This is a genomic window from Deltaproteobacteria bacterium (genome assembly GCA_020848905.1).
Lineage (GTDB): Bacteria > Myxococcota_A > Polyangia.
The window spans coordinates 168,531-188,227 of the sequence record JADLHG010000083.1 but is presented as its reverse complement, the minus strand read 5'-3'; the positions used below and the strand labels follow the sequence as shown (position 1 = coordinate 188,227).

At 69.2% G+C, this 19,697-nt stretch carries 16 protein-coding genes and 3 pseudogenes; 12 read left to right on the top strand and 7 right to left on the bottom strand.

Translation table 11 applies throughout. The annotated features are described in order from the left end of the window. Positions 1-338 precede the first annotated feature (338 nt). Positions 339-944: pseudogene (locus IT371_31615) on the bottom strand (NYN domain-containing protein). A 111-nt stretch (positions 945-1,055) separates the two neighbouring features. On the opposite strand from IT371_31615, the gene IT371_31610 reads away from it, so the two are divergent. Further along, on the top strand, positions 1,056-1,589 hold the full coding sequence (locus IT371_31610) for a hypothetical protein (GenBank protein ID MCC6752239.1): 534 nt from the start codon (positions 1,056-1,058) through the stop codon (positions 1,587-1,589). 33 nt (positions 1,590-1,622) lie between these two features. Here IT371_31610 and IT371_31605 read toward each other — a convergent pair whose 3' ends face one another. Beyond that, a complete protein-coding gene (locus IT371_31605) occupies positions 1,623-2,354 on the bottom strand; it encodes a hypothetical protein (GenBank protein MCC6752238.1) in 732 nt (243 codons plus the stop codon). A 235-nt stretch (positions 2,355-2,589) separates the two neighbouring features. Between IT371_31605 and IT371_31600 the strand changes: the two genes are divergently transcribed. Next, positions 2,590-3,549, top strand: a complete 960-nt coding sequence (locus IT371_31600) for a hypothetical protein (GenBank protein MCC6752237.1) — start codon at positions 2,590-2,592, stop codon at positions 3,547-3,549. Between the two features lie 34 nt (positions 3,550-3,583). Here the strand turns inward: IT371_31600 and IT371_31595 are convergent, their stop codons facing one another. Further along, on the bottom strand, positions 3,584-4,138 hold the full coding sequence (locus tag IT371_31595; protein ID MCC6752236.1) for a hypothetical protein: 555 nt from the start codon (positions 4,136-4,138) through the stop codon (positions 3,584-3,586). A 1,654-nt stretch (positions 4,139-5,792) separates the two neighbouring features. Here IT371_31595 and IT371_31590 point away from each other — a divergent pair. The 4 genes and pseudogenes from IT371_31590 to IT371_31575 all read left to right on the top strand — a co-directional run bounded on the left by IT371_31590 (position 5,793) and on the right by IT371_31575 (position 10,441). Beyond that, positions 5,793-6,300 (top strand): annotated as a pseudogene (locus tag IT371_31590) (hypothetical protein). Further along, on the top strand, positions 6,297-9,182 hold the full coding sequence (locus IT371_31585; GenBank protein ID MCC6752235.1) for a carboxypeptidase regulatory-like domain-containing protein: 2,886 nt from the start codon (positions 6,297-6,299) through the stop codon (positions 9,180-9,182). Before IT371_31590 ends, IT371_31585 begins: the two are co-directional and overlap by 4 nt. A gap of 176 nt (positions 9,183-9,358) precedes the next feature. Continuing rightward, positions 9,359-9,856 (top strand): DUF4395 family protein, encoded by a 498-nt coding sequence (locus tag IT371_31580; GenBank protein MCC6752234.1) that lies wholly within the window; start codon positions 9,359-9,361, stop codon positions 9,854-9,856. A 48-nt stretch (positions 9,857-9,904) separates the two neighbouring features. Further along, positions 9,905-10,441, top strand: a pseudogene (locus tag IT371_31575) (response regulator transcription factor). 469 nt (positions 10,442-10,910) lie between these two features. Here the strand turns inward: IT371_31575 and IT371_31570 are convergent. Continuing rightward, positions 10,911-11,525, bottom strand: a complete 615-nt coding sequence (locus tag IT371_31570; GenBank protein MCC6752233.1) for a hypothetical protein — start codon at positions 11,523-11,525, stop codon at positions 10,911-10,913. A 161-nt stretch (positions 11,526-11,686) separates the two neighbouring features. Between IT371_31570 and IT371_31565 the strand changes: the two genes are divergently transcribed. Next, entirely contained in the window at positions 11,687-12,205 is a 519-nt protein-coding gene (locus tag IT371_31565) for a DUF1059 domain-containing protein (GenBank protein MCC6752232.1), read from the top strand. An 81-nt stretch (positions 12,206-12,286) separates the two neighbouring features. Here the strand turns inward: IT371_31565 and IT371_31560 are convergent, their stop codons facing one another. Then, positions 12,287-13,039: a DNA alkylation repair protein gene (locus IT371_31560; GenBank protein MCC6752231.1), complete on the bottom strand. Its 753-nt coding sequence runs from the start codon at positions 13,037-13,039 to the stop codon at positions 12,287-12,289. Between the two features lie 24 nt (positions 13,040-13,063). Then, positions 13,064-13,636 carry a DUF1697 domain-containing protein gene (locus IT371_31555; protein MCC6752230.1) on the bottom strand — a complete coding sequence of 191 codons (573 nt, stop codon included), beginning with the start codon at positions 13,634-13,636 and terminating at the stop codon, positions 13,064-13,066. Positions 13,637-13,780: 144 nt separating this feature from the next. On the opposite strand from IT371_31555, the gene IT371_31550 reads away from it, so the two are divergent. Further along, positions 13,781-14,413, top strand: a complete 633-nt coding sequence (locus IT371_31550; GenBank protein ID MCC6752229.1) for a class I SAM-dependent methyltransferase — start codon at positions 13,781-13,783, stop codon at positions 14,411-14,413. Between the two features lie 29 nt (positions 14,414-14,442). On the opposite strand, the gene IT371_31545 is transcribed toward IT371_31550, so the two are convergent. Further along, complete coding sequence (locus IT371_31545; GenBank protein ID MCC6752228.1) at positions 14,443-15,087, bottom strand: hypothetical protein; 645 nt, start codon at positions 15,085-15,087, stop codon at positions 14,443-14,445. 272 nt (positions 15,088-15,359) lie between these two features. On the opposite strand from IT371_31545, the gene IT371_31540 reads away from it, so the two are divergent. The 4 genes from IT371_31540 to IT371_31525 all read left to right on the top strand — a co-directional run bounded on the left by IT371_31540 (position 15,360) and on the right by IT371_31525 (position 19,419). Further along, complete coding sequence (locus IT371_31540; GenBank protein ID MCC6752227.1) at positions 15,360-15,806, top strand: SRPBCC family protein; 447 nt, start codon at positions 15,360-15,362, stop codon at positions 15,804-15,806. A gap of 136 nt (positions 15,807-15,942) precedes the next feature. Beyond that, positions 15,943-16,602, top strand: a complete 660-nt coding sequence (locus IT371_31535; GenBank protein MCC6752226.1) for a 2-hydroxychromene-2-carboxylate isomerase — start codon at positions 15,943-15,945, stop codon at positions 16,600-16,602. Between the two features lie 6 nt (positions 16,603-16,608). Continuing rightward, the gene (locus IT371_31530) at positions 16,609-18,396 is read left to right on the top strand and encodes a right-handed parallel beta-helix repeat-containing protein (GenBank protein MCC6752225.1); all 1,788 of its coding nucleotides are present in this window, start codon (positions 16,609-16,611) and stop codon (positions 18,394-18,396) included. A 120-nt stretch (positions 18,397-18,516) separates the two neighbouring features. After that, positions 18,517-19,419: a hypothetical protein gene (locus IT371_31525; protein MCC6752224.1), complete on the top strand. Its 903-nt coding sequence runs from the start codon at positions 18,517-18,519 to the stop codon at positions 19,417-19,419. Positions 19,420-19,697: the final 278 nt, after the last annotated feature.

Sequence of the window (19,697 nt, the reverse complement as noted above, 5' to 3'; positions counted from 1 at the left end):
TACCCGCCGGACTTCTCGTCCTTCTGGATCTCGAGGAGACCGCGCCGCTGGGCCTCCTCGAGCAGGTGCGTGAAGGTTCGAAAACCGTAGTACGTCTCGGAGAAGGTGGGCCGCTTGCGCTTGATGGTCTGCTTGACCATCGAACCCCAGAGGTTGCCGTCCCGCTCCTGAAAGAGGGCCTCGACGGTGTCGAGCACGAGCTCGATCCCCTCCTCGCGACGAGCCGTCTCGTCGGCATCCGAGGCGCCGTTCTGGGCCGGCGGAGCCTCCGCCGCCTCGGGCCGCCGGGGACCTTCGGGCGGACCCATCGCCGCCGCGTCGGCGGGAAGCTCGGGCTTCTTCGCCGCCGCTGCCGCCGCCGCCTCCGACTTCTTCGTGGCGGGCTTCTTGGGCGCGTCCTTGCTGCCGCCTCCGCCTCCGCCTCCGCCACGTCCGCGCCCCCCCCGACCCTTCGTGCCGCTGCTCTGCTTCATCCGTACGAGGTCGTCGTAATAGATGAAGTCGTCGCAATTCTCGATCAACAGGTCGCTGCTCGAGTTCTTCACCCCGAGGCCGATGACCTGCTTGTTGTTCTCCCGCAGCTTGCTGACGAGCGGCGAGAAGTCGCTGTCCCCCGACATGACCACGAAGGTGTCTACGTGCGACTTCGTGTAACAGAGGTCCAGCGCATCCACGACCAGCCGGATGTCCGCCGAGTTCTTTCCCGAGTACGACACGTGCGGGATCTCGATCAGCTCGAAGGCCGCCTCGTGCATGGCGCGCCGATGGGACTTGTAGCGCTCCCAGTCGGCATAGGCCTTCTTGACGATGATCTTGCCCTTGTCGAGCAGTCGCGCCAGGGCCAGCCCGATGTCGAACGCATCGAAGTTCGCGTCGCGGGCGCCGATGGCGATGTTTTCGAAGTCGCAGAAAATGGCGATATTTGGTGCGTCATCCATGGGCATCGGTCGCGCTCTTTGGCAAAAAGAAATCCATAGCATGTCTACCCTGGAGCACCAAGGCATAGCGCGTGGATTGGCCCGCGCTCCGCTGTATACTGGGCGCAGGCGATGCCCATGCCTCCCCGCTCTTTCAGCTTCGCTCTCCGTCGCGCGGTCGCCTTCCTCGTGCTGCTCTCCGTGGGCATCGCACTGACGGCGTGTCCGGGCGAGGCGCCCTCCCGACCGCGAAGGGACGGCCGTACGACGCCGGTTCCCGACCGGGGCACGTCGGGGCGCAGGGACCTCGGGATCCTCGTCGGAGATGGCCCGACTGCGCCCGCCGACGACACCGGAGCGGCGGGGAACTGCACCGCGGCCGGCACCGTCACGAGCTGCTCCCCGATGACGGGAGCCGGGTGCTCCGGCGGTGGAGGCTGCTACGTCCTGTCGACGAAGGGGACGGCCTGCGTCTGTCCCGCCGGCAAGACGGGTGTGGGGGGGGCGTGCCAGACGAGCGCCGAGTGCGCGCCGGGACACGGCTGCGCGGGCGACGCACCTCCGGGGACCTGCCGCAAATGGTGCGACCCGACGGCGAGCGACTGCGGCGGAGGCCAGCGCTGCGCTCCGGTCAAACCCTACCCGCAGTACGGCATGTGCGTGCCGCAGTAGGGCTCTCGGCGGGCCCCGGGGACGCGACGCTCCTCACGCGGCGTCGCGCGGCAGGAGCGCGCGCACGATGCGCCGTCGCTCGTTCGTGAGCGGCGCGTAGAAGGGGTCCCGATCCACCTCGCGGTGTTCGCGGCCGAGGGCCCGGACCTCGAGGCTCCGCAGCGCGGCGAGGCTGAGGTCGGCGATCGGATAGCCGAGGTCGTCCACGAAATCTCGCGGCAGGAGCGGCCGGATGTCCTTGCGCCCGAGGGCGTAGTCGTCGAGGTCCCGGGGGAGGACGCGCTCGACCTCCGCGTCGGGGACGAGCCGGCGGAAGTTGTTGATGTCGATCAGCTTGACGTGACCTGCCTGGTCGAGCACCAGGTTGCCCTTTCCCGCGAGGTCGGGCATCAGCCCGAGGCTCGACACCATGTCCCGCACGTCGCGCAGGAAGCGCTCCAGACTGTTGCGGCTCTGCCGCGAGGGGAGGCGCGCGGTGCAGACGCGCAGGTCGCGACTCACCCGGACCCGCCGCTGCAGCGAGTAGTAGCGAAAGCTCCCCTCCAGATCCAGGTCGGGCAGCGGCGTCGTGTCGGGGACGAAGGCGCCGATGAAGGCCTCCACCGCCTCGAGGTCGTGGAGCTCCGTATCGGTGACGGTCGAGACCTCCTGCCCGGTCGCCAGGGCCTTGCGCCCCGAGCTCCCCCACTGCGCGATGAGCTGCTCCTCGGTGCGGCGCGGCACCCTCAGGACTGTCTGCTCGTCCACCAGAGGATAGATCTCCATGCGAGCCCCAGCCCCGAGCATCGCGGAGAGGCATTCGCTGGCCCGGCTCCGCGCCACCTGCCGCGGAACGTGCGGGCCCACCGGGCCAGGAGACTTGGAAGCTGCCGACATCTGAAACCCTTGTGCGTCGATCATACGGCATCGCGACGCCCGGTCAACGATCGGAGGGTTGCCGCGCTTGGTCCCCCCATTGTAGAACCGTCCTCGCCCTCTCCGGCGCAAGGAGGCGTTCATCATGGGACGCTGGTCGCTCGTGCTCGCGGTGTTCGCCCTATCTACGGTCTCGGCCGGCTGCGTCGGCCTCGTCGACGAGGACGAGGGGACGGTCCCGAACGCCGAGATCCCGTTTTACCGCCTGGGGCGCATCGCCGCGCAGCAGGGCTACGTGGACGGCAAGATCGTCGAGTTCTATCCGCTGTCCACCTTCGTCCCCGCCGACGCGAGCTGGTTCGCGAAGTACGAGAAGTTTCCCGGAATGCCCGTGCGCGAGCTGTACGTCTTCGCCGGTCCCGACGGCAAACCCAGCGTGGACCAGGCGCAGCTCCCGATCGTGGATACTCTGCCCAAGCAGGCCCGGTCGTCGGACTTCTTCGAGATCGTGCTGGTCAAGCCGCCCGCGGGCTACCAGGCCAACGACCTCAAGTCCCGCGCCACGCTGCTCCGCGCCGACTACCCGCTCGAGCGCACGGGGAAGATCGTGAACTGCCCGGCCGTGGGACCGGATGCGACGCTCGGACCGACGAAGAGCGGCGTCCTCGGTGAGTACCGCAAGCTGCGCCTCTGGTATCGCAAGCAGCTCGTGCACTGCATGCTCCTCGACGGAGGGCGCGCGTTGATCGGTGCCCGAGGGGCGCCGTCTGGGAGGGTGCTCACGACGCGCGTTGAAGCCGGGCGCGAGGAGCAGCGCGTGGCAGCCGCCGAGGTCTACACGCTGCGGTCGGCGGCCTTCTCCGCCGCGGACCGCGTTTCCGGCATTCCGGTGCCGGGCAACGACGTCTACCGGTACGCGCCCGGGGCCGCCGAATACAGCCCGCTGACCAAGATCTGGGAGGTGGCCGTCCCGAGCGACTACCAGGCGGGGCAGCTCGTCTCGTACAAGCACCTCTTTCCCATCGAGGGCTTCACCGATCCGCGCATCACCGAGCGCGCGCCGGAGGCCTTCTGCAACTGCCCGATCGTGACCGCTCCGCGGTAGTCCCCGCGCTAGTCCCCCGCGCCCCCGTCGATCCCTACCCCGCGCGCAGAAAGAGCGCGAAGGGAGCTGCCAGCGCCAGCAGGAGCAGCAGGTGCGCCACGACCGCCACCGACGCCGGCACGCCGCGCGGCGAGGTCGCGCGAGGTCGTTCCACGCGCGCGGGGCCGTCGTCCTCCTCGGCGAGTTCCTCGGCGAAGTCCACGTCGAGCTCCTCGTCGAACGGCTCGCCGAGCTCCACGTCGAACGCGTCGCTCACGTCGAACGCGTCGCCCACGTCGAACGCGTCGCCCACGTGGAACGTCCTCGGCGCGGCGGGACGCTCGACCCGATCCGTGTCGGGGAGACTCGTCGGAGTCAGTCCCGGCGGCTGCCACCAGGGCCGCGTCGGCTCGCCCCAGGGCTCGCTCTCCTCGACGAGGGGAGGTTCTCCGTCGAGGACCAGCTCGCCGCCCCCCGGCGCGCGCGTCGGCTGGGTATCGGGCCCCGCGCAGAGCTCGACGAAGGTCTGATAGCGCTCATGCTCGGCGCTCCTAGGGGCCAGCCGCCGCGTGGGCCGCCGCTCTCTCCGCGCCTGCGTTACCTGCGACATGAATCGACCTCCCTCTCTGCCAGTGGTTCGCCTGTACCGCCGACGGCTCGGTGCGCGCCGCAAATGCAAGGTCAGGGCCAGGCGCCGTGCAGCGCCAGAGGGTCACGGATCGGCCCTTTCAGGGCCGGCGAGGGGACGACGAGCGGGGTTTCAGGCCCCGCGATTTGCACACGGCGAGTTGCACCGAAGGGGCTCCGCAGGTGCGTGGCGTCGGCCGTTGCCCTCGCCCACGGGCCTGTGCCAGACTGCGCGCCGCCTGACCGCGACGCGGGCCCACCTGCGCGAAGCTGCCCGCCGCGCCACCAAGGCAGAACGATCCCCGACGGGGACGACCCCGAGACGAAGCCGCGAGGTATCCTTCGATGCGCTCCCACACCTTCCGGTTGCCCTGCCTGCTCCTCGGCGCGCTCGCCGGGGGCTGCAACGGCGTGCCTTACGACGAGCCCGTGGGGCTCGCGCAGTACGACGCCGGCCCGAGCGGCCCCCCCGACGGCGGCATCCGACCCACGCGCCCCGTCCCCACCGGCGAGATCGCCCCCGTCTACGGCTTCGTCGGACCCGAGGCGCAGGTCGAGTACTACTACCTCGGCGAGGTGGACCGGGTGAACGGGCAGGTGCCGCTGAACGCGATCTACTTCTTCTACGACGAGCAGGACCGCCCGCTCTTCCGCCTCACCGACGACGGAAGCCGGCTCGTGGGCTGGCACCCGGTGGTGGACGTGATCCCCACCCGCGGCAACTACTCCCCCTTCTGGAAGGTGGTGAAGGTCAAGGTCAAGGGGAGCGTCGACCCCGCGACCCTCGACGAGCTTCGCCCCGTGCTGAAACCGCAGCAGACCTGCCAGATGGACGCCGTATGCGGCAAGAAACGCTGCATCGAAGAGCGGTGCAGAGACGCCATCTCCGTCGGGAACTACGAGCTGGACGGCATCAAGTCGCACGAGACGCTGCAGAAGAGCGGGCTCGAGCTGAAGGAGACGGGGCAGGTCCTGAACTGCCCGGTGGTGGACGCGGCGGCGAAGCTCCTCAAGGGGCTCGCGAGCCCGGACCTCCCCTTCCCCAAGGTGCAGCTCTGGTACAAGCGGCTGCGCGCCTACTGCGTGCTGATGGAAGGCTCGAAGGAGCTGCTCGGCGCCGGCTCGGCGAAGCTCGCGGGAAGCGGCCTGCCCCCCGTCAAGGACGCCTACTTCATCAACCGCGAGCTCACCTTCGGCACCGCGGAGAAATCGCTGGTCCTGCCGGCGCGCAACCTGGTGCTCACCGACGCGCTGCCCGGCCAGCCCGGCTACAGCCCGCTCGTCAGGGAGTGGAAGGTCTTCGTTGACAAGGAGCACGAGTTCAAGGACGTGCGCTCGGTCGCCGAGGCCAAGAGCAAGGGCCTCAAGCTCGTCGCCACGGACAAGCTCCACAACCTGGTCGTGCGCGGCACGCTCCCGGCCTGCAAGGGGGACGAGGAGTGCGCGCAGACGGGGGGCAAGGTGGACCCGCCACTCAAGTGCAGCATCGAATCGGGCTACTGCAGCCCGCCCCCGGCGCGGCTCCTCGAGGAGTGCCGCCGCGGCGTGAAGGAGTGCGACAACAAAGGCGGGCCCGGGGGGACGCGCCTCGTCTGCGTGGGTTTCCAGGTGCGCAAGAAGTACTTCTGCCAGCACACCTGCGATTCCAGCACCACCGACGGAGATCCCGACCCGGACATCGACACGCGCTGCGGCGCGGTGAAGGGCTTCAAGTGCTTCCCGCTGCGGCGCACCGACCCGACGCGCCCGAACGGGGTCTGCATCCAGACCTGCAACAGCCGCGCGGGAGACAAGGCGGCGCTACTGGCCCAGTGCGTGAGCCCCACCTGCGGTAACGGCAAGCTCGAGCACGGCGAGAGCTGCGACGACGGCAACCGGAAGAACGGGGACGGGTGCAACGAGTTCTGCTCGCTCTCCACCTTCGACCGCTGCGACAAGAGCTCCGACTGCAAGGGCGCCGGACAGGAGTGCAAGGAGCCGGTCTTCGGCCAGGCGGCGACCTACTGCCTGCCGGCGGCGACGAAGGAAAAGAACGAGTCCGAGGAGGCGGGGAAGTACCGCACCATCTGCATGGAGTACGACTACTGTTTCCCACCGGACGAACGCGCCGACTGGCTGGGTAAGAAGGAGGAGGGCCGGCCATGAGGACGCTCCGTCACACGCTCGGCATGATCGCGCTCGGGCTCGCGGTCCTCGGCGCGGAGCGAGCCGAGGCGCAGGATCGCACGGGCCGCATCGAAGGAACCATCTACGACGACCAGGGGCTCCCGCTCGCGGGGGCCAGGGTCACGGCGAGCTCGCCGACGCAGATCGGCGGTGCGCGCAGCACCACGGCGGGCGCCGACGGGGCCTTCCGCTTCATCGGCCTCATCCCCGGGGTGTTCAAGATCTCCGTCAGCAAGGCGGGGTTTCAGGGGGCCACGAAGGAGGGGGTGCGCGTCGAGGTGGGCCAGACCGCGACCCTCGACATCCTCCTCGACAAGGCGGCCGAACCCGAGCCCCCGCCGAGGCCGCTGAAGCCCGGCCAGAAGGCGCCGCCCCCCAAGCCCAAGGCCGAGACCTACGTCATCACCTCGGCGCGCCCCGTGGTGGACGTGACCAAGTCCACGACCGGCGAGACCCTCTCCGACGAGTACATCGAGAATCTGCCGATCCTCGGGCGCGGCTACCAGGGCGTGGCCGGGATGACGCGCAACGTGACGCAGGAGCGGAATCCGAAGGGCTCGGGTGCCGGCAACCCGAGCGTCTCGGGCGGGTCCTACTTCAACAACACCTACACGGTGGACGGTATGGAGACCACCGACCCGGTCACGCACACCTTCTCGACGAACTTCAACTTCGACGCGATGGCCGACGTGAACATCATGACCGGCGGCATGGGCGCGGAGTTTTCGGACACGCCGGGCGGGGTGATCAACATGGTCACCAAGTCGGGGTCGAACAAGTTCGAGCTGGACTCGAGCATCTACTGGCAGGACGACGCGCTGACGATCAAGGGCCCCGACGAGCTCGGCTCCACCTTCCGCACGCTCGACTTCAACCTGAACGTGGGCGGGCCGATCGTGAAGGACAAGCTCTGGTACTACACCTCGTTCGAGCTGAACGAGAGCTCGGGGACCATCCCGCCCGACCCGAACCGGATCCTGCCGAACCACCCGGCGCGGCGGTACCTCGGGGTGAAGTGGCTCGGCAAGCTGACCTGGCAGGTGAACCCGAAGCACAAGCTGGTCTGGTGGGCGCAGACCTCCCCGGCGTCGATCAGCAACACGCAAAACGCGATCACCTGGGAGCCCGACGCGGAGTCGCACCAGAACCAGTACAACGTGCTGACGACGGGAGCCTGGGAGTGGCTGGCCACCGACAAGCTCTTCGTCAAGACGCAGCTCGGGTTCGGCTGGAACGGGCTGCGCGTCTCGCCGCAGTCGGGGGTCACGGACGTGGCGGGGATCGAGGACATCGGCACGGGCGTGCACCAGCGCAACTACACCGGGGTGACCAAGGACGACCGCTACCGCGTGTCGCTCAACGCCGACGCGACCTACTTCGGCGGCGGAAAGCGGGTGGGCGAGCACGAGATCAAGGGCGGGATCCGGTACCAGTACCTCGTGAACCCGTCGGAGGAGTCGGTCCCGGGCAACACGATCTACAAGTACCAGTTCGGTCAGCCGTACTCGCAGACGCGCTACTTCCTCGACTTCGACGACGCGACGGCGTGCGACCCGAACGCGAGGGGCTACGACCCGGCGAAGTGCGCCCAGGGGACGCTCTCGACCAGCGTGAGCGGCAACAAGCTGATCCTGTTTCTGCAGGACCGGTGGTCCCCGCCGCGCTACAAGCGGCTGAAGGTCATCCCGGGCGCGGCGGTGCACTTCGGCGACGCGATCAACCCGGACGGGCAGGCCGTCGTGCGCTTCTTCACCCCCACGGCGCACGTGAACTTCGCCTGGGACCCGTGGGGGAACGGCAAGACGGTCTTTCGCGGCGGCTACAACCAGTACGTGGACGTGGGCTTCCTCGCGCTGGCGCGCTTCATCGGGCGGGACCTCATCAGCTACGAGTGCAGCCACGATCCGGACACGAACACCTACAGCCGGAACTGCACTCTCGGCGGGCAGACGCGCACGGTGGGGCGCCCCGACGGGCCGGACTTCGACGCGCAGGGCAAGGCCCAGAACAAGTTCAATCCGACGGGCCTGACCTCGCCGCGCGTGCACGAGCTGGCCTTCGGTGCCGAGCGGGAGTGGTTCACGGGCTTCTCGACGGGGCTCGACTTCACCTATCGGCTCTATCGCAATCAGTGGGAGGACCTCGAGACGAACGTGCTGTGGAACGAGGTCGGCGACCAGGCGGTGGGTTTCAAGAACGGGAAGTCCGAGTTCATCTTCGACCTCGAGACGCCGAAGGAGGCCTATCGGCGCTACGTGTCGGCGTCGCTCTTCGCGCGTCGCTTCGTCGGCAACTGGCAGCTCATGGCCTCGTACACCTGGTCGCGCAGCGAGGGGACGGTGGTCGAGGGGTACGCGACGGAGTATCTGGATCGCGCGCGGCAGGCGCAGTTCTACAACGGCTTCTTGCCCGACGATCGTCGCCACGTGCTGCGGCTGACCGGCTGGTACCGCTTCAAATTCGGGCTCACGGCGGGCGGCACGCTGTGGGTCGGGTCGGGAACGCCGTACGACCGCCTCTACTTCAACAACTACTTCAAGGACTACCAGGACCGGCGGGCGGTGCGGGGCTACGACCCGAAGGATCTCTCGACCCCGGACGACGACGCCGAGCTGCGCACGCCGACGCGGGCCGTCTTGAACCTGAAGGTGAGCTACAAGCTGACGCACCTGCTCAAGCGCTTCATCGGCGAGGCGCATAGCCTGGAGCTCATCGGCGAGGTCTTCAACGCCATCAACTTCCGGCCGCCGACGCGCTTCGAGGAGCGCAACCTCTCCCCGGGCGCCTCCACGCAGTGGGGCCAGATCCTCTCCCGCGAGGACCCCTTCAAGGTCCGCTTCGGCCTCCGCTACCGGTACTGAGCTCAGGAGCTCACGGCGCCACCGGGCTTGCTCCGCTTCGGCGCCCGGCGCTCGTACGACAGGCAGAGTTGACGGTCGGCGAATCTGGCCGAATACCTGGAGTGCGCAGAAGAGGTACTGCCACGGCGAGGAGGCGGCCCACGAATCGCTCGCCCACTTTGGAGAATGCGTCCGTCATGCGAACCACGGTGAGCCCGGGCACGCTCCGGCGGCTGGACATCCAGGGCTTCGATGCCGTGGAGGAGCAGCGCCTCGCCCCGGTGGCCGGCTGGCTACGCCTCGCCTTCGGCCTCTGCGCCCTGCTGGGAGCCGCGGGAACCATCGCCGCGTCGCCGGTCATCCTCCTCGTGCTCGCGCCCATCGCCGCGCTGGCGGCGGCGCTCCCCGTGCACCCGTTCGATCTGATCTACAACCACGGCATCCGCCGCCTGACCGGTACGGAGCCGCTGCCCAGGCGCGGAGCGCCGGCTCGGTTCGCCTGTGGCCTGGGCGCCGTGGGACTGCTCGTGACCGCGTGGGCCTTCCATGCGGGGCACGCGGTCCTGGGTTACGCACTCGGCGGCGCGCTGACGGCCACGGCCGTGCTCGTGAGCACGACCGACATCTGCATCCCATCGATGATCTACCGGTCGATCTTCGGCCCGCCGCGCGCGCGCTCCCCGCACCGGGGCTGATCTTCCATCTACTGCGAGGCCCTGCGAGCTTCATCGGGTCGCGTGGAGATGGTAAGGCTTCTCGTCGTGTCGAGCATTCCCCTCATCGAAGACGACCGTGCGCTGGGCGCGCAGATCGTGGCGTAACTGCGCGGTGACGGCTTCGACACGACGTGGTGGACCGAGGGTCGCCCTCTGGAGGATGACGACTACTTGACCAAGCCTTTCTGGCCGCGGGAGCTGCTCCTGCGCGTTCGAGCACGCCTGCGCCGGCCGCTGCTGCTGCAGGCGACGGAGCTTTCCTTCGGGAGTCTCCGCCTCGATGCCGGGAAGTGCCTGGCCAGGGTCGGTGACGCGCCGGGCGTCGCCTTGACGCGCGTCGAGCTGGCAATCCTCGAGGCGCTGGTCCGCCGCTACGGAGAGCCGGTGACGCGCGAGTGGCTCGTCGAACACGCCCTCGGCCATGACCCGGACGCCAGCAGTCGGGCGCTCGACGTCCATGTGTCGAACCTTCACCGAAAGCTCGGCGACCCGCGCTGGATCGAGACCGTCTGGGGCATCGGCTATCGCGTGGCGAGCCCCACGAGGCACGAGCCACCTCGGTGACCCTCCGCAGACGGCTCGTCGTCGCGACCGCGCTGATGGCCGTGCCGCTCGCCGTCGCTTTGGTGGCGGTGCGACACCGGCTCCTCGACCAGGTCGCGGTCAAGCTCTACGTCGCCGTCGTGACCTCTCACGTGCTCGAGGGCGGGCGAGCGGCGTGCCCTGGAAGGGAGGCCCGTGCTCCTCGGTGCTCGTACGCGCCAAGGAGCCTCCGGGAGCGAGCAGCCGGCTGCTCGGGCCGCCCGGCGTCCTCGTCCTCCCGCGGCTCTTCGTGCTGCTGGCCATGCTCGTCGCGGCCGGACCCCTCGTCCGTCGGATCCGAGCGCTCACGCGAGAGGTTCGCGCATCGCCCCCAGCGCAGCCCCTGCCCCCGGCGCTGCTCGGCTCCCGCGACGAGCTGGGCGAGCTCGCGCGCAGCCTCGACGCCTCGCGGCGTGCACTCCACCTCGAGCTGGAGACGCGAGCGCGCAGCCTACGCGCCCTGCGCGAGTTCCTCGATAACACGACCCACGACCTCGCCATCCCGCTGGCCGTGTTGCACGGGCATGTCGCAGCGCTCGCCGATGCGCTCACCAGCGACAGCCCTGCATCCCGGCAGGACGTCGAAGGAGCGGTGCGCGAGGCCCACTGCATCCGGGCGCTCCTCGGCAACCTGGCGATGGCGGCTCGACTCGACGCGGGCGCGCCGGAGGTGCTTCTGCGGCAGGTCGACCTGTGCGACCTGGTCGACCGCGTCGTTGAGCGGCACCGTATCGTGGCGGAGCAGGAGGGCGTCGCGATCGAGCGTGCGCTCCCACCGGAGCGCCTCTTCGCCGAGGCGGACGTGACCATGCTGGAGCAGGCCGTGAGTAACATCGTTCTCAACGCCGTGCGCCACAACCGAAGGGGCGGGCACGTCGCTGTCCTCCTCGAGGTTGCGGACCCTCGACGCTTTCGAGTGCGTACACTCGACGATGGTCCCGGAATGTCGGACGAAGAGCTCGCTCGCATCACCGCGCGCGGCATTCGAGGCAACGAGGCCGTCACGCGTGGGCGCGACGGGCAGGGGCTGGGGCTCGCCATCGCCAGCCGCGTCGCCTCGCTCCACGGCTTCGAGCTACGCCTCGGCCGCGCCAGCGAAGGCGGCCTCGAGGTCTGCATCGAGGGGCCGAGCGTGCCTGAGAGGGACGTGCGCACGCCGCCCTCTCCGACCTTTACATTTCCTCAAGACTCCTCGCCGAGACTCCTTCCTCCAAAAGGAGGGACGTCATGGGAAAGCTACTCGAGTGTGCGCAGGTCGATCCGTCGACCGGATGCAAGCACGTCGTCTACGGCGAGACCGAGGCCGAGGTTCTCCAGCGCGCCGGCGACCACGCCAAGGAGCACGACGTCAGGGAGGTCACTCCCGAGCTCGTCACGCGGATCAAGGCCCTCATTCGCGATCAGGAGCTCGAGAAGCGGTCCTTCGCGACACCGGACGATGTCCGGCCCTTCGGTGGCGGCAAGGGCAAGATGGAGGTGGTCAGGATGGGTGGCGTGTCGATGGGGCGTGGGACCTTCGAGCCGGGCTGGCGCTGGTCGTCACACGTGAAGCCCAACGTGAAGACCGAGAGCTGCCAGGTGAACCACACCGGCTTCGTCCTCGAAGGGCGATTGATCGTCCGCATGAACGACGGCAAGGAGATGGAGTTCGGCCCCGGGGATTGCTTCGTGATGCTTGCGGGTCACGACGCCTGGGTCGTCGGCGACAGCCGGTGCGTCCTCGTCGACATCACGGGGATGGGCTAGCCGATCGGGAGGTCCCGCCCCTCGATGGCGGAGACCGGGACCGAAGAAGGCGGAGGATGCGACTGCGGCGCCTCCGAAATCTCAGCGGGCGCGGTTCGCGAGGCGCGCTCGGGCCTTCTCGGAGGTGAGCTCGCGGAGGGCATCGGTGGCCGCCCAGCGAGCCCCGCGCGTGGCTGTGTCGCCGCCACGCGGGCCGCCGGCGCGCATGTTCGCCGCGGCGAGGATGCGCTCGGCGCAGGCGATGGCGGCGGCGTTGAGCGCCGGGTTGCGCTTGCCGACGTTGCGGAGGGCCCAACTGACGGCTTTCTTGACGAAGTTTCGGTCATCCGGAGCGGCGCGCTCGACGAGGGGCAGGAGCTTCAAGAAGGCCCGGTCGGTGGCCGTCTTGTCGTGCACGGCGAGCCCCGCCATGAGGGCGAACCCCGCGCGCTTGACCCATTCCTCGTCGCGCCTCGCCCACTCGGCGGCCTTCGGCCAAGCGTGCGGGGTCAGATCGAAGAGGCTCGTCGTCGCCTGGTCGCAGAGGTCCCAGGAGTCGAAGTCGCGGGCCCAGGCCTCCATCTGCGCCGGGGTCACCTCGGTCGGGTCGTCCACGAAGCAGGCCAGAAGTCGCGCCTCATGGTTTCCCGTCGCCCAGAGGGCGAGCGCCAGGCCGTGGTCCCGACCGAGGCGCTTGGCGACCTTGCGCAGCTCGTAGACCGAGACGCCGAACGCGCGCGCAATGTTGATCCCGTAGCGGGCCATCCCGGCTCGGCTCTGCTCGCTGCCCAGGGCCTCGAGCTCGGCGAGAATCGCCGTCACTCTTGGAGCTTCGATGCCGCGCTTGGTTCTCATCGTCGGTCCTGTGCCGCCGCGCCTTCAGCGCGCCACCTTCTCCAGGGTCTCCCAGGTGCGCGTGGTGACGTTCTTGCCAAAGGTCTTCTCGATCAGCGTCATGAAGACGGGTCCCCGCGGGCTCCGGACGTACGAGGTGAAGGCCTCGCGACCCCTCACGCAGAGGATGCGCGCGCCGTCGACCTCGAGCGGAAGCGCGGGGATCGCTCCCGGAGCTTCCTTCAAGAAGGTCACCACCCGCTTCGAGCCCGGCGCCAGGCGGAACGGGCGGTAGGGATCGCTGGCCAGGAGCGCCCGGAGCGCCTCGACCGGGCGCACGATGACCGGGAAGGAGCGATCGAGGCCCTGCTGGATAGCCGCTTCGATTCCCGCCACCAGGGCTGCCTCGGGCATCGCGCGCCCGCTGAACACGACGTTACCGCTCGAGAGCACGGTCTTCACGTCCTCGAAGCCCGCTCCTTCGAGGCAGCTCTTGAGCGCCGCCATCTTGCAGTTCATCGGGCTGACGCCCCGCAGGAAGGCCGCGTAGCGATGCGCTGAGGTGCTGCCCGTCTTCGGCGCGGAGCGTCTAACGACCCCAGGTGTCGAACCCGTCATTCAGGCACCCTCCCGTCGGCGTCGGCCGCCCGCTCGAAGCTTGGGGTGGCCACGGAGGCATACACCAGTAGAGTATGTCTGCATTCGCCGTTTCCGGCACGGAGATGGGACGCTGTCATGTCTGGGGGAGAGGAGGCTCGACAGGTGAACGCACAAGGACGACGTCCACGGGACCGCGCGAGCTGGGAGCAACGCTATGTCGAGGGCGATCTGCCATGGGACAGCGGCATCCCGGACCTGCATCTGCGCCGCGTCCTCGAGGAGCATGGCGTCGGGCCCGGCAAGGCGCTCGACGTCGGGTGCGGGACCGGCACGAACGCGATCTGGCTGGCCCAACAGGGCTTCGAGGTGACGGGGCTCGACCTCTCGCCGGCCGCGATCGCGAGGGCCGAGGCCAAGGTCGCCACGGCCGGGGTCGCTTGCCGGCTCCTCGTCGGCGATTTTCTGGTCGACGAGGTCCCCGGCGCGCCCTTCGACGCCGTCTACGACCGGGGTTGCTTTCACTCCTTCGACGGGGTCGAAGAGCGCTCGCGCTTCGCCGCGCGGGTCGGGGAGTTGCTCGCGCCCGGCGGAGTGTGGCACAGCCTCATCGGATCGACCGACGGTCCACCGCGCGAGGTGGGCCCGCCCCGGCGCAGCGCCGCCGAGGTCGTCGCCGTCGTGGAGCCGCACTTCGAGATCCTCGAGCTCAGCTCGACCTCGTTCGATCAGGACCGTCATCGCGACGCCAGGGCCTGGGTGCTCGTGGCCCGACGGCGGGTCGTCCATCCGGCCTGACGCGCCACCGTCGAGCGGGCGCGCCGCCTTCACCGGACTCGAACCGACCACAACCCGAAGACGTAGAACGGCGCGTGCTCTGGGACGCGGGAGTTCGTCACCGCGCTGTAGGCCTCCGCGTCCGCCGCGCTGGCAAACAGGTGCCGGTCGTTGAGACGGGCCGCCCATGCCGATCGGAGGTCCTCGGGGTCACGCGCGTCGTAGGCACAGTTCGTGAGCCCACTCAGGCCCCAGGTGTCCCCCACGTCGTAGCCCAGGAGCGGCCAGCGCTCGTCCCGCACGGCGGGGCTCGTCAGGGGCAAGGGCACGCGTTCGGCCGTTCGCGGGTCGTACCCTCGGTGCGCCTCGAGGAAGTCGCCGAGACCGAGGCTCCGGCGCGCGTGCACGGTGGCCGCAACGAGCTCTGCCGACGACGACCCAGCGAGCTCGGAGAGAGACGCGCGGAGCACGGCGAGGTCCTCCCAGAGGTCTTGGAAGGGCCCCACCCACGAGGGCCGTGAGCCGGGGATTCCGTCGAAGAGGGAGGGCCACACGACCGGGTCAACCGAGTACGGCTGCGACACGTCGCGGAGCAGGTAGGCGCTCCGCCGCTCCGGGGACCACTCGGTCGAGGGCACTCGCACGTCGAAACCGAGGAGACGCTCCTCGAAGGAGGTCGGTGAGGCACCGGGCATTCGGTCTTCTTCCTTTCGCCCGGAGGGCGGCGCGCGACTGGACTCGAGCATGGCCAAGAAGCCCGAGTACGTCCACACCGAGCGAACCAAGGCGCTCGTGATTCTTGGATCGACCGGTTCGAAGGGCTTCTCGACATGGACGCGCGATCGGCGAGGGCCGCTGCCGACCGAAGATCCGCGGTTGTCGCCCCCGCATTTGGCGCCATCCTTAGGGCGGGCGGTGAGCCGCCTCACGCAGTCCCCGCGACCCGACCGGCAAGGAGACGACCGCCATGGCTGAGAACGCCGTTAGACTTCACCGGGTACTTCGTGCGCCGGCCCAGAGGGTCTACCGCGCCTTCCTCGATGCCGAGGCTCTGGCGAAGTGGATGCCACCGCACGGCTTCACGGGCAAGGTGCACCACCTCAAGGCCGAGGTCGGCGGGACCTTCAAGATGTCCTTCACGAACTTCACGACGGGGACCACGCATTCGTTCGGCGGCGAGTACCTCGAGCTCGTGCCTAACGAGCGCATTCGTCATACCGACAGGTTCGACGAGCCGAGCCTGCCCGGTCAGATGCTGGTCACGATCTCCCTGAAGAAAGTGTCCGTCGGCACGGAGCTGACCATCGTGCAGGAGGGCATCCCCAGCGCGATCCCCGTCGAGGCCTGCTACCTCGGGTGGCAAGAGTCCCTGACGCTGCTCACGCAGCTCGTCGAGGCGGAGATCACGGAGTAAGGAGGCTGGCCAGAACTAACAGGTAATTCTGGCCAGCCTCCAAAGGGTCGGCGGCAGCGCGCGGCCGGCGAGGCCCGTTCTCCTCGAGAGGCTCGGCCTGTGGCTGAGGGCCGGCCTTCCGGCGTATCCTGAGCCCATGGCCCGGCCGATCCGCTTCTGCTTCGACTACCTCTCGCCCTACGCGTACCTCGCCTCGACGCAGATCCGGGCGCTCGGCGCGCGGCACGGGTGCGCAGTGGAGCCGGTGCCGGTGCTCTTCGCGGCGCTCCTCGGCGCAAACGGCACGCGCGGGCCGGCTGAGATCCCACGCAAGCGGGCCTACATCTTCAAGGACGTGCTGCGCCTGGCCCACGCGCTCGGACAGCCCATCGACCTGCCCGCGAGCCACCCGTTCAACCCGCTGCTCGCGCTGCGCGCCACGACCGCCGTAGCGGAGCCCGACGCGCGCTGGGAGCTCGTCCACGCGCTCTTTCGCGCCACCTGGGTAGAGGGCCTGCGCGTCGAGGAGCCGGAGGTCGTGGCCCGCATCGCCACCGCGGCGGGGCTCGACGGCGCGGGGCTCGTTGCCGCCGCGAGCCAGCCCGAGGTGAAGGCCCGGCTGCGCACCTCCACGGACGAGGCCCTCGCCGCCGGTACCTTCGGCGTCCCGACCATGCTCGTAGAGGCAGAGCTCTTCTGGGGCGTGGACTCGCTGCCTCACCTCGAGCGCTACCTGCGCGGGGAAGACCCGGTGACGCAGGCGGCCGCCGCGCGCTGGGAGGGGCTTCGGCCCTCGGCCACAAGGGCTGGCGCTTAACCCGGCATGGTCAAGGATGCGCTCCTGCGCCCCGGCACTCGAACGCGCGCGTTCTCTGCCCTATTTGTCGCGCTCGTGCTCGCCCCCGTCGAGGTGCGCGCGGCGGCGCACTACGTGGACCACGTGGCGACCGGTGCGAACGATGGCACCTCCTGGGCCAACGCCTGGAAGAGCCTCGCCGCGATCAACTGGGCCGCGGTCCGCGGGGGGGACACGATCTATCTCTCGGGCGGCGTCACCCAGAAGACGTACGACGAGCAGCTCACCGTCGGCGCGAGCGGGGTACCCGGCCAGCCGATCACGATCGCCCCCGGCGCGAGCTCCCCGGCGCCGGCAGGCCACGGCGGAACGGTGGTCCTCGACGGGCAAGGGAGCCGCCCCTTCTGCGTCTCGGTGAGCTATCGGCAATACGTCACCGTCCGCGGCCTGAAGCTCGTCAACGCCGCCGAGAGCGGTATCAAGGCCAGCGGCAGCGACGTCCTCGTCGAGGGCAACACGCTCGAGGGGATCCGCGGCCAGGCGATCCACTTCTACAAATGCAACGGCTGCACCGCCCGCCAGAACTACGTGACCACCCTGGCCAACGACCCCGCGCAAACCGACGGCGTGGTCGTCTACGGCGACTCCGACGGCGTGGTCGTCGAGGGGAACCACCTGGTCCTCACCAACCAGGGGGGCAGCCACAACGACTGCGTGCAGTCGAACCGCTGCTCGAACCTCACGGTCCGCTACAACTACTGCGAGAACCAGAAGGACGCGGAGGGTTACGCCGACGCTCAGGGCATCTACCTCACGGAGATGCGCGGCACGAGCAAGGTCTACGGCAACGTGGTCTATCTCAAGCAAGGCGCCGTGGGCATTGCCAGCTCGAACCTGACGGTCGGCACGGCGAAGAGCGTGTTCGTGAACAACACCGTCAAGTGCGGCAGCTATCGCTGCATCCGTGTGACCGAGGAGACGGACCCGATCGTCAAGAACAACCTCGTCTGGCAGCACCGCACCGCGGCCGGGCTCTACGCCATCGAGCTAAGGAACTGGGCCGGCAAGCCCGAGAACATCGACGGCAACCTGGCCTTCAACCAGTCCTCGACGGGCGCCAAGATCCACTACCTGAACAGCGCGGCGCTGACCTGGACCGAGTGGCAAGCCCAAAAACTCGACCTGCACGGGGCCAACACGGATCCGTCGCTCGATGCCTGCTATCGGCCGGACAGCGCCTCGGACCCCTCGGTTGGCAAGGCCCTCGCGCTCGCGAGCGAGCTCACGATGGGACTGTCGATGGCGGCTTGCCCTTCCTCGGCCGCGGCCTGGCGCGCGGGCTACGCGCTCGTCGATCGCGGGACGGTCGGCGGGAGTTCCTGGGACGTCGGCGCCTTCGAGTACGGCCCGCCACGGCTCGTGGACGGCGGGGCAGCGCGCGACCGCGGCATCACCGACGGGCGTCTCACCGAGGCCGGCCTGTTGCTAGACGGAGGGGGCGACGGGGACAGCGCGCGGACCGACGCGCGCCCGCAGGCGAACGATGGCGGGCCCGGCGACCGCGATAGCGCCGCGGGCAGCGCCATCGTGCCTGGCGGTGGAAGCGGGGACGGCGGCTGCGGGTGCGGCGTCGGACGCGCCGCGATCTTTCCGGCGGCCGCGCTGCCTTCGACGGCTGGCCTCGTGCTCCTCGTGCTGCTCTTCCGGCGGCGCGCGGCCCGGTCGCATCGGCTTCGGCGTCCTGCTCCCTTCCCCCCCGCACCTGCCCCCCGCACCGGGGTTGATTCTCCATCCTGCGCCCCGCACCGGGGTTGATTCTCCATCCTGCGCCCCGCACCGTGCGCCCCGCACCGGGGTTGATTCTCCATCCCTCGACCCCCACCGGGGGAAACTCTGGAGGGAGCAACCGTAGCGTGGATGTACCGAGAACGGAGCATGTCCGTACCACGACAGGTGCTCCCGGGAAGCAGATATCTCATCACGCGACGGTGCACGCAGCGGCAGTTCTGGCTACGACCGTGTAGGCAAACGAACGAGGTGGTCGCGTTCTGCATGGCCTGGGCAGCCGAGCTCACCGGCGTCCAGCTTCACGCGATCTGCGTGATGTCCAATCATCTACACGCCGTCGTGACCGATCCCGACGGCCAGCTGCCAGAGTTCATGCGCATCGCGCATGTTTACATCGCCAAGTGCATCAATGCTTCCTATGGGCGCTGGGAAAATCTCTGGGCCTCGGAGGCGCCGAGCGCGGTACGGCTCGAAGACGACCATGATGTGCTCGACAAGGTCAGCTACTGCCTGGCCAACCCAGTGTTGGCGGGCCTGGTACGTCATGGGCGGGAGTGGCCCGGCCTGCGAAGCTCGCCGCGAGACCTCGCTGGCACCTCGCGGGTCGTACGGCGTCCGGCGGTCTTCTTTCGCGCCGGCGACACAGTGCCCGACCGGGTGCGGCTACGATTTGTGCGACCCGGCATTTATGCCGAGCTCAGCGATGCGCAGCTGGCCGAACGAGCGCAACGGGCCGTTCACGCGCGAGAGAGGGACGCGCGGCGCGACCATACGCAGGCCGGACGCTCAATGCTGGGCGTCCAGGGCGTGCTGACGCAAAGGCCCAGCGACAGCCCGCGGATCCCCGCCCCTCACCGCGGCATTGCGCCGCGCGTCGCCGCCAAGAACAAGTGGTACCGCCTGGAGGCCTTCAGACGTCTACGTAGCTTTCTGGATGCATACCGCAGCGCCTACGACCTCTTCCGAAGCGGCCTCTATGACGTGATCTTCCCGCTCGGCACGTACGCGATGCGCCGACGGCACGCTGTCCTCATCGCCGACACCGCGTAGAGCGACAACGGCCGCCTGCGATTCTTCACTGCCGCACCCGGCACCCTGGAGCCCGGTCGGGGGAGCAGTCCTCCTCCGCCTGCCAGTCGGGCGGCACGCGCGCGACCTCTTTCTGTTCTAGTCTGGCTGCTCGCGCCGCACAGGGTCGGTCCTCCCCCGCCGTGGCCACCGGCGCGCAAGATCACGGCAGCCCTGTGGGCGTCCACGCAGCCCACCCTGGCGAGGTCCAGACGGGACGCAATCTACCCCGGTGGGGCCCGGAGCCGGACGGGACGCAA

Bases quoted from the DNA above. Each gene is read 5' to 3' on its own strand.
- IT371_31530 (MCC6752225.1), top strand. From the start codon at position 16,609: ATGGTCAAGGATGCGCTCCTGCGCCCCGGCACTCGAACGCGCGCGTTC.
- IT371_31610 (MCC6752239.1), top strand. From the start codon at position 1,056: ATGCCTCCCCGCTCTTTCAGCTTCGCTCTCCGTCGCGCGGTCGCCTTC.
- IT371_31585 (MCC6752235.1), top strand. From the start codon at position 6,297: ATGAGGACGCTCCGTCACACGCTCGGCATGATCGCGCTCGGGCTCGCG.
- IT371_31540 (MCC6752227.1), top strand. From the start codon at position 15,360: ATGGCTGAGAACGCCGTTAGACTTCACCGGGTACTTCGTGCGCCGGCC.
- IT371_31545 (MCC6752228.1), bottom strand. From the start codon at position 15,087: ATGCCCGGTGCCTCACCGACCTCCTTCGAGGAGCGTCTCCTCGGTTTC.
- IT371_31525 (MCC6752224.1), top strand. From the start codon at position 18,517: ATGTCCGTACCACGACAGGTGCTCCCGGGAAGCAGATATCTCATCACG.
- IT371_31555 (MCC6752230.1), bottom strand. From the start codon at position 13,636: ATGACGGGTTCGACACCTGGGGTCGTTAGACGCTCCGCGCCGAAGACG.
- IT371_31600 (MCC6752237.1), top strand. From the start codon at position 2,590: ATGGGACGCTGGTCGCTCGTGCTCGCGGTGTTCGCCCTATCTACGGTC.
- IT371_31565 (MCC6752232.1), top strand. From the start codon at position 11,687: ATGGGAAAGCTACTCGAGTGTGCGCAGGTCGATCCGTCGACCGGATGC.
- IT371_31560 (MCC6752231.1), bottom strand. From the start codon at position 13,039: ATGAGAACCAAGCGCGGCATCGAAGCTCCAAGAGTGACGGCGATTCTC.
- IT371_31605 (MCC6752238.1), bottom strand. From the start codon at position 2,354: ATGGAGATCTATCCTCTGGTGGACGAGCAGACAGTCCTGAGGGTGCCG.
- IT371_31535 (MCC6752226.1), top strand. From the start codon at position 15,943: ATGGCCCGGCCGATCCGCTTCTGCTTCGACTACCTCTCGCCCTACGCG.
- IT371_31595 (MCC6752236.1), bottom strand. From the start codon at position 4,138: ATGTCGCAGGTAACGCAGGCGCGGAGAGAGCGGCGGCCCACGCGGCGG.
- IT371_31580 (MCC6752234.1), top strand. From the start codon at position 9,359: ATGCGAACCACGGTGAGCCCGGGCACGCTCCGGCGGCTGGACATCCAG.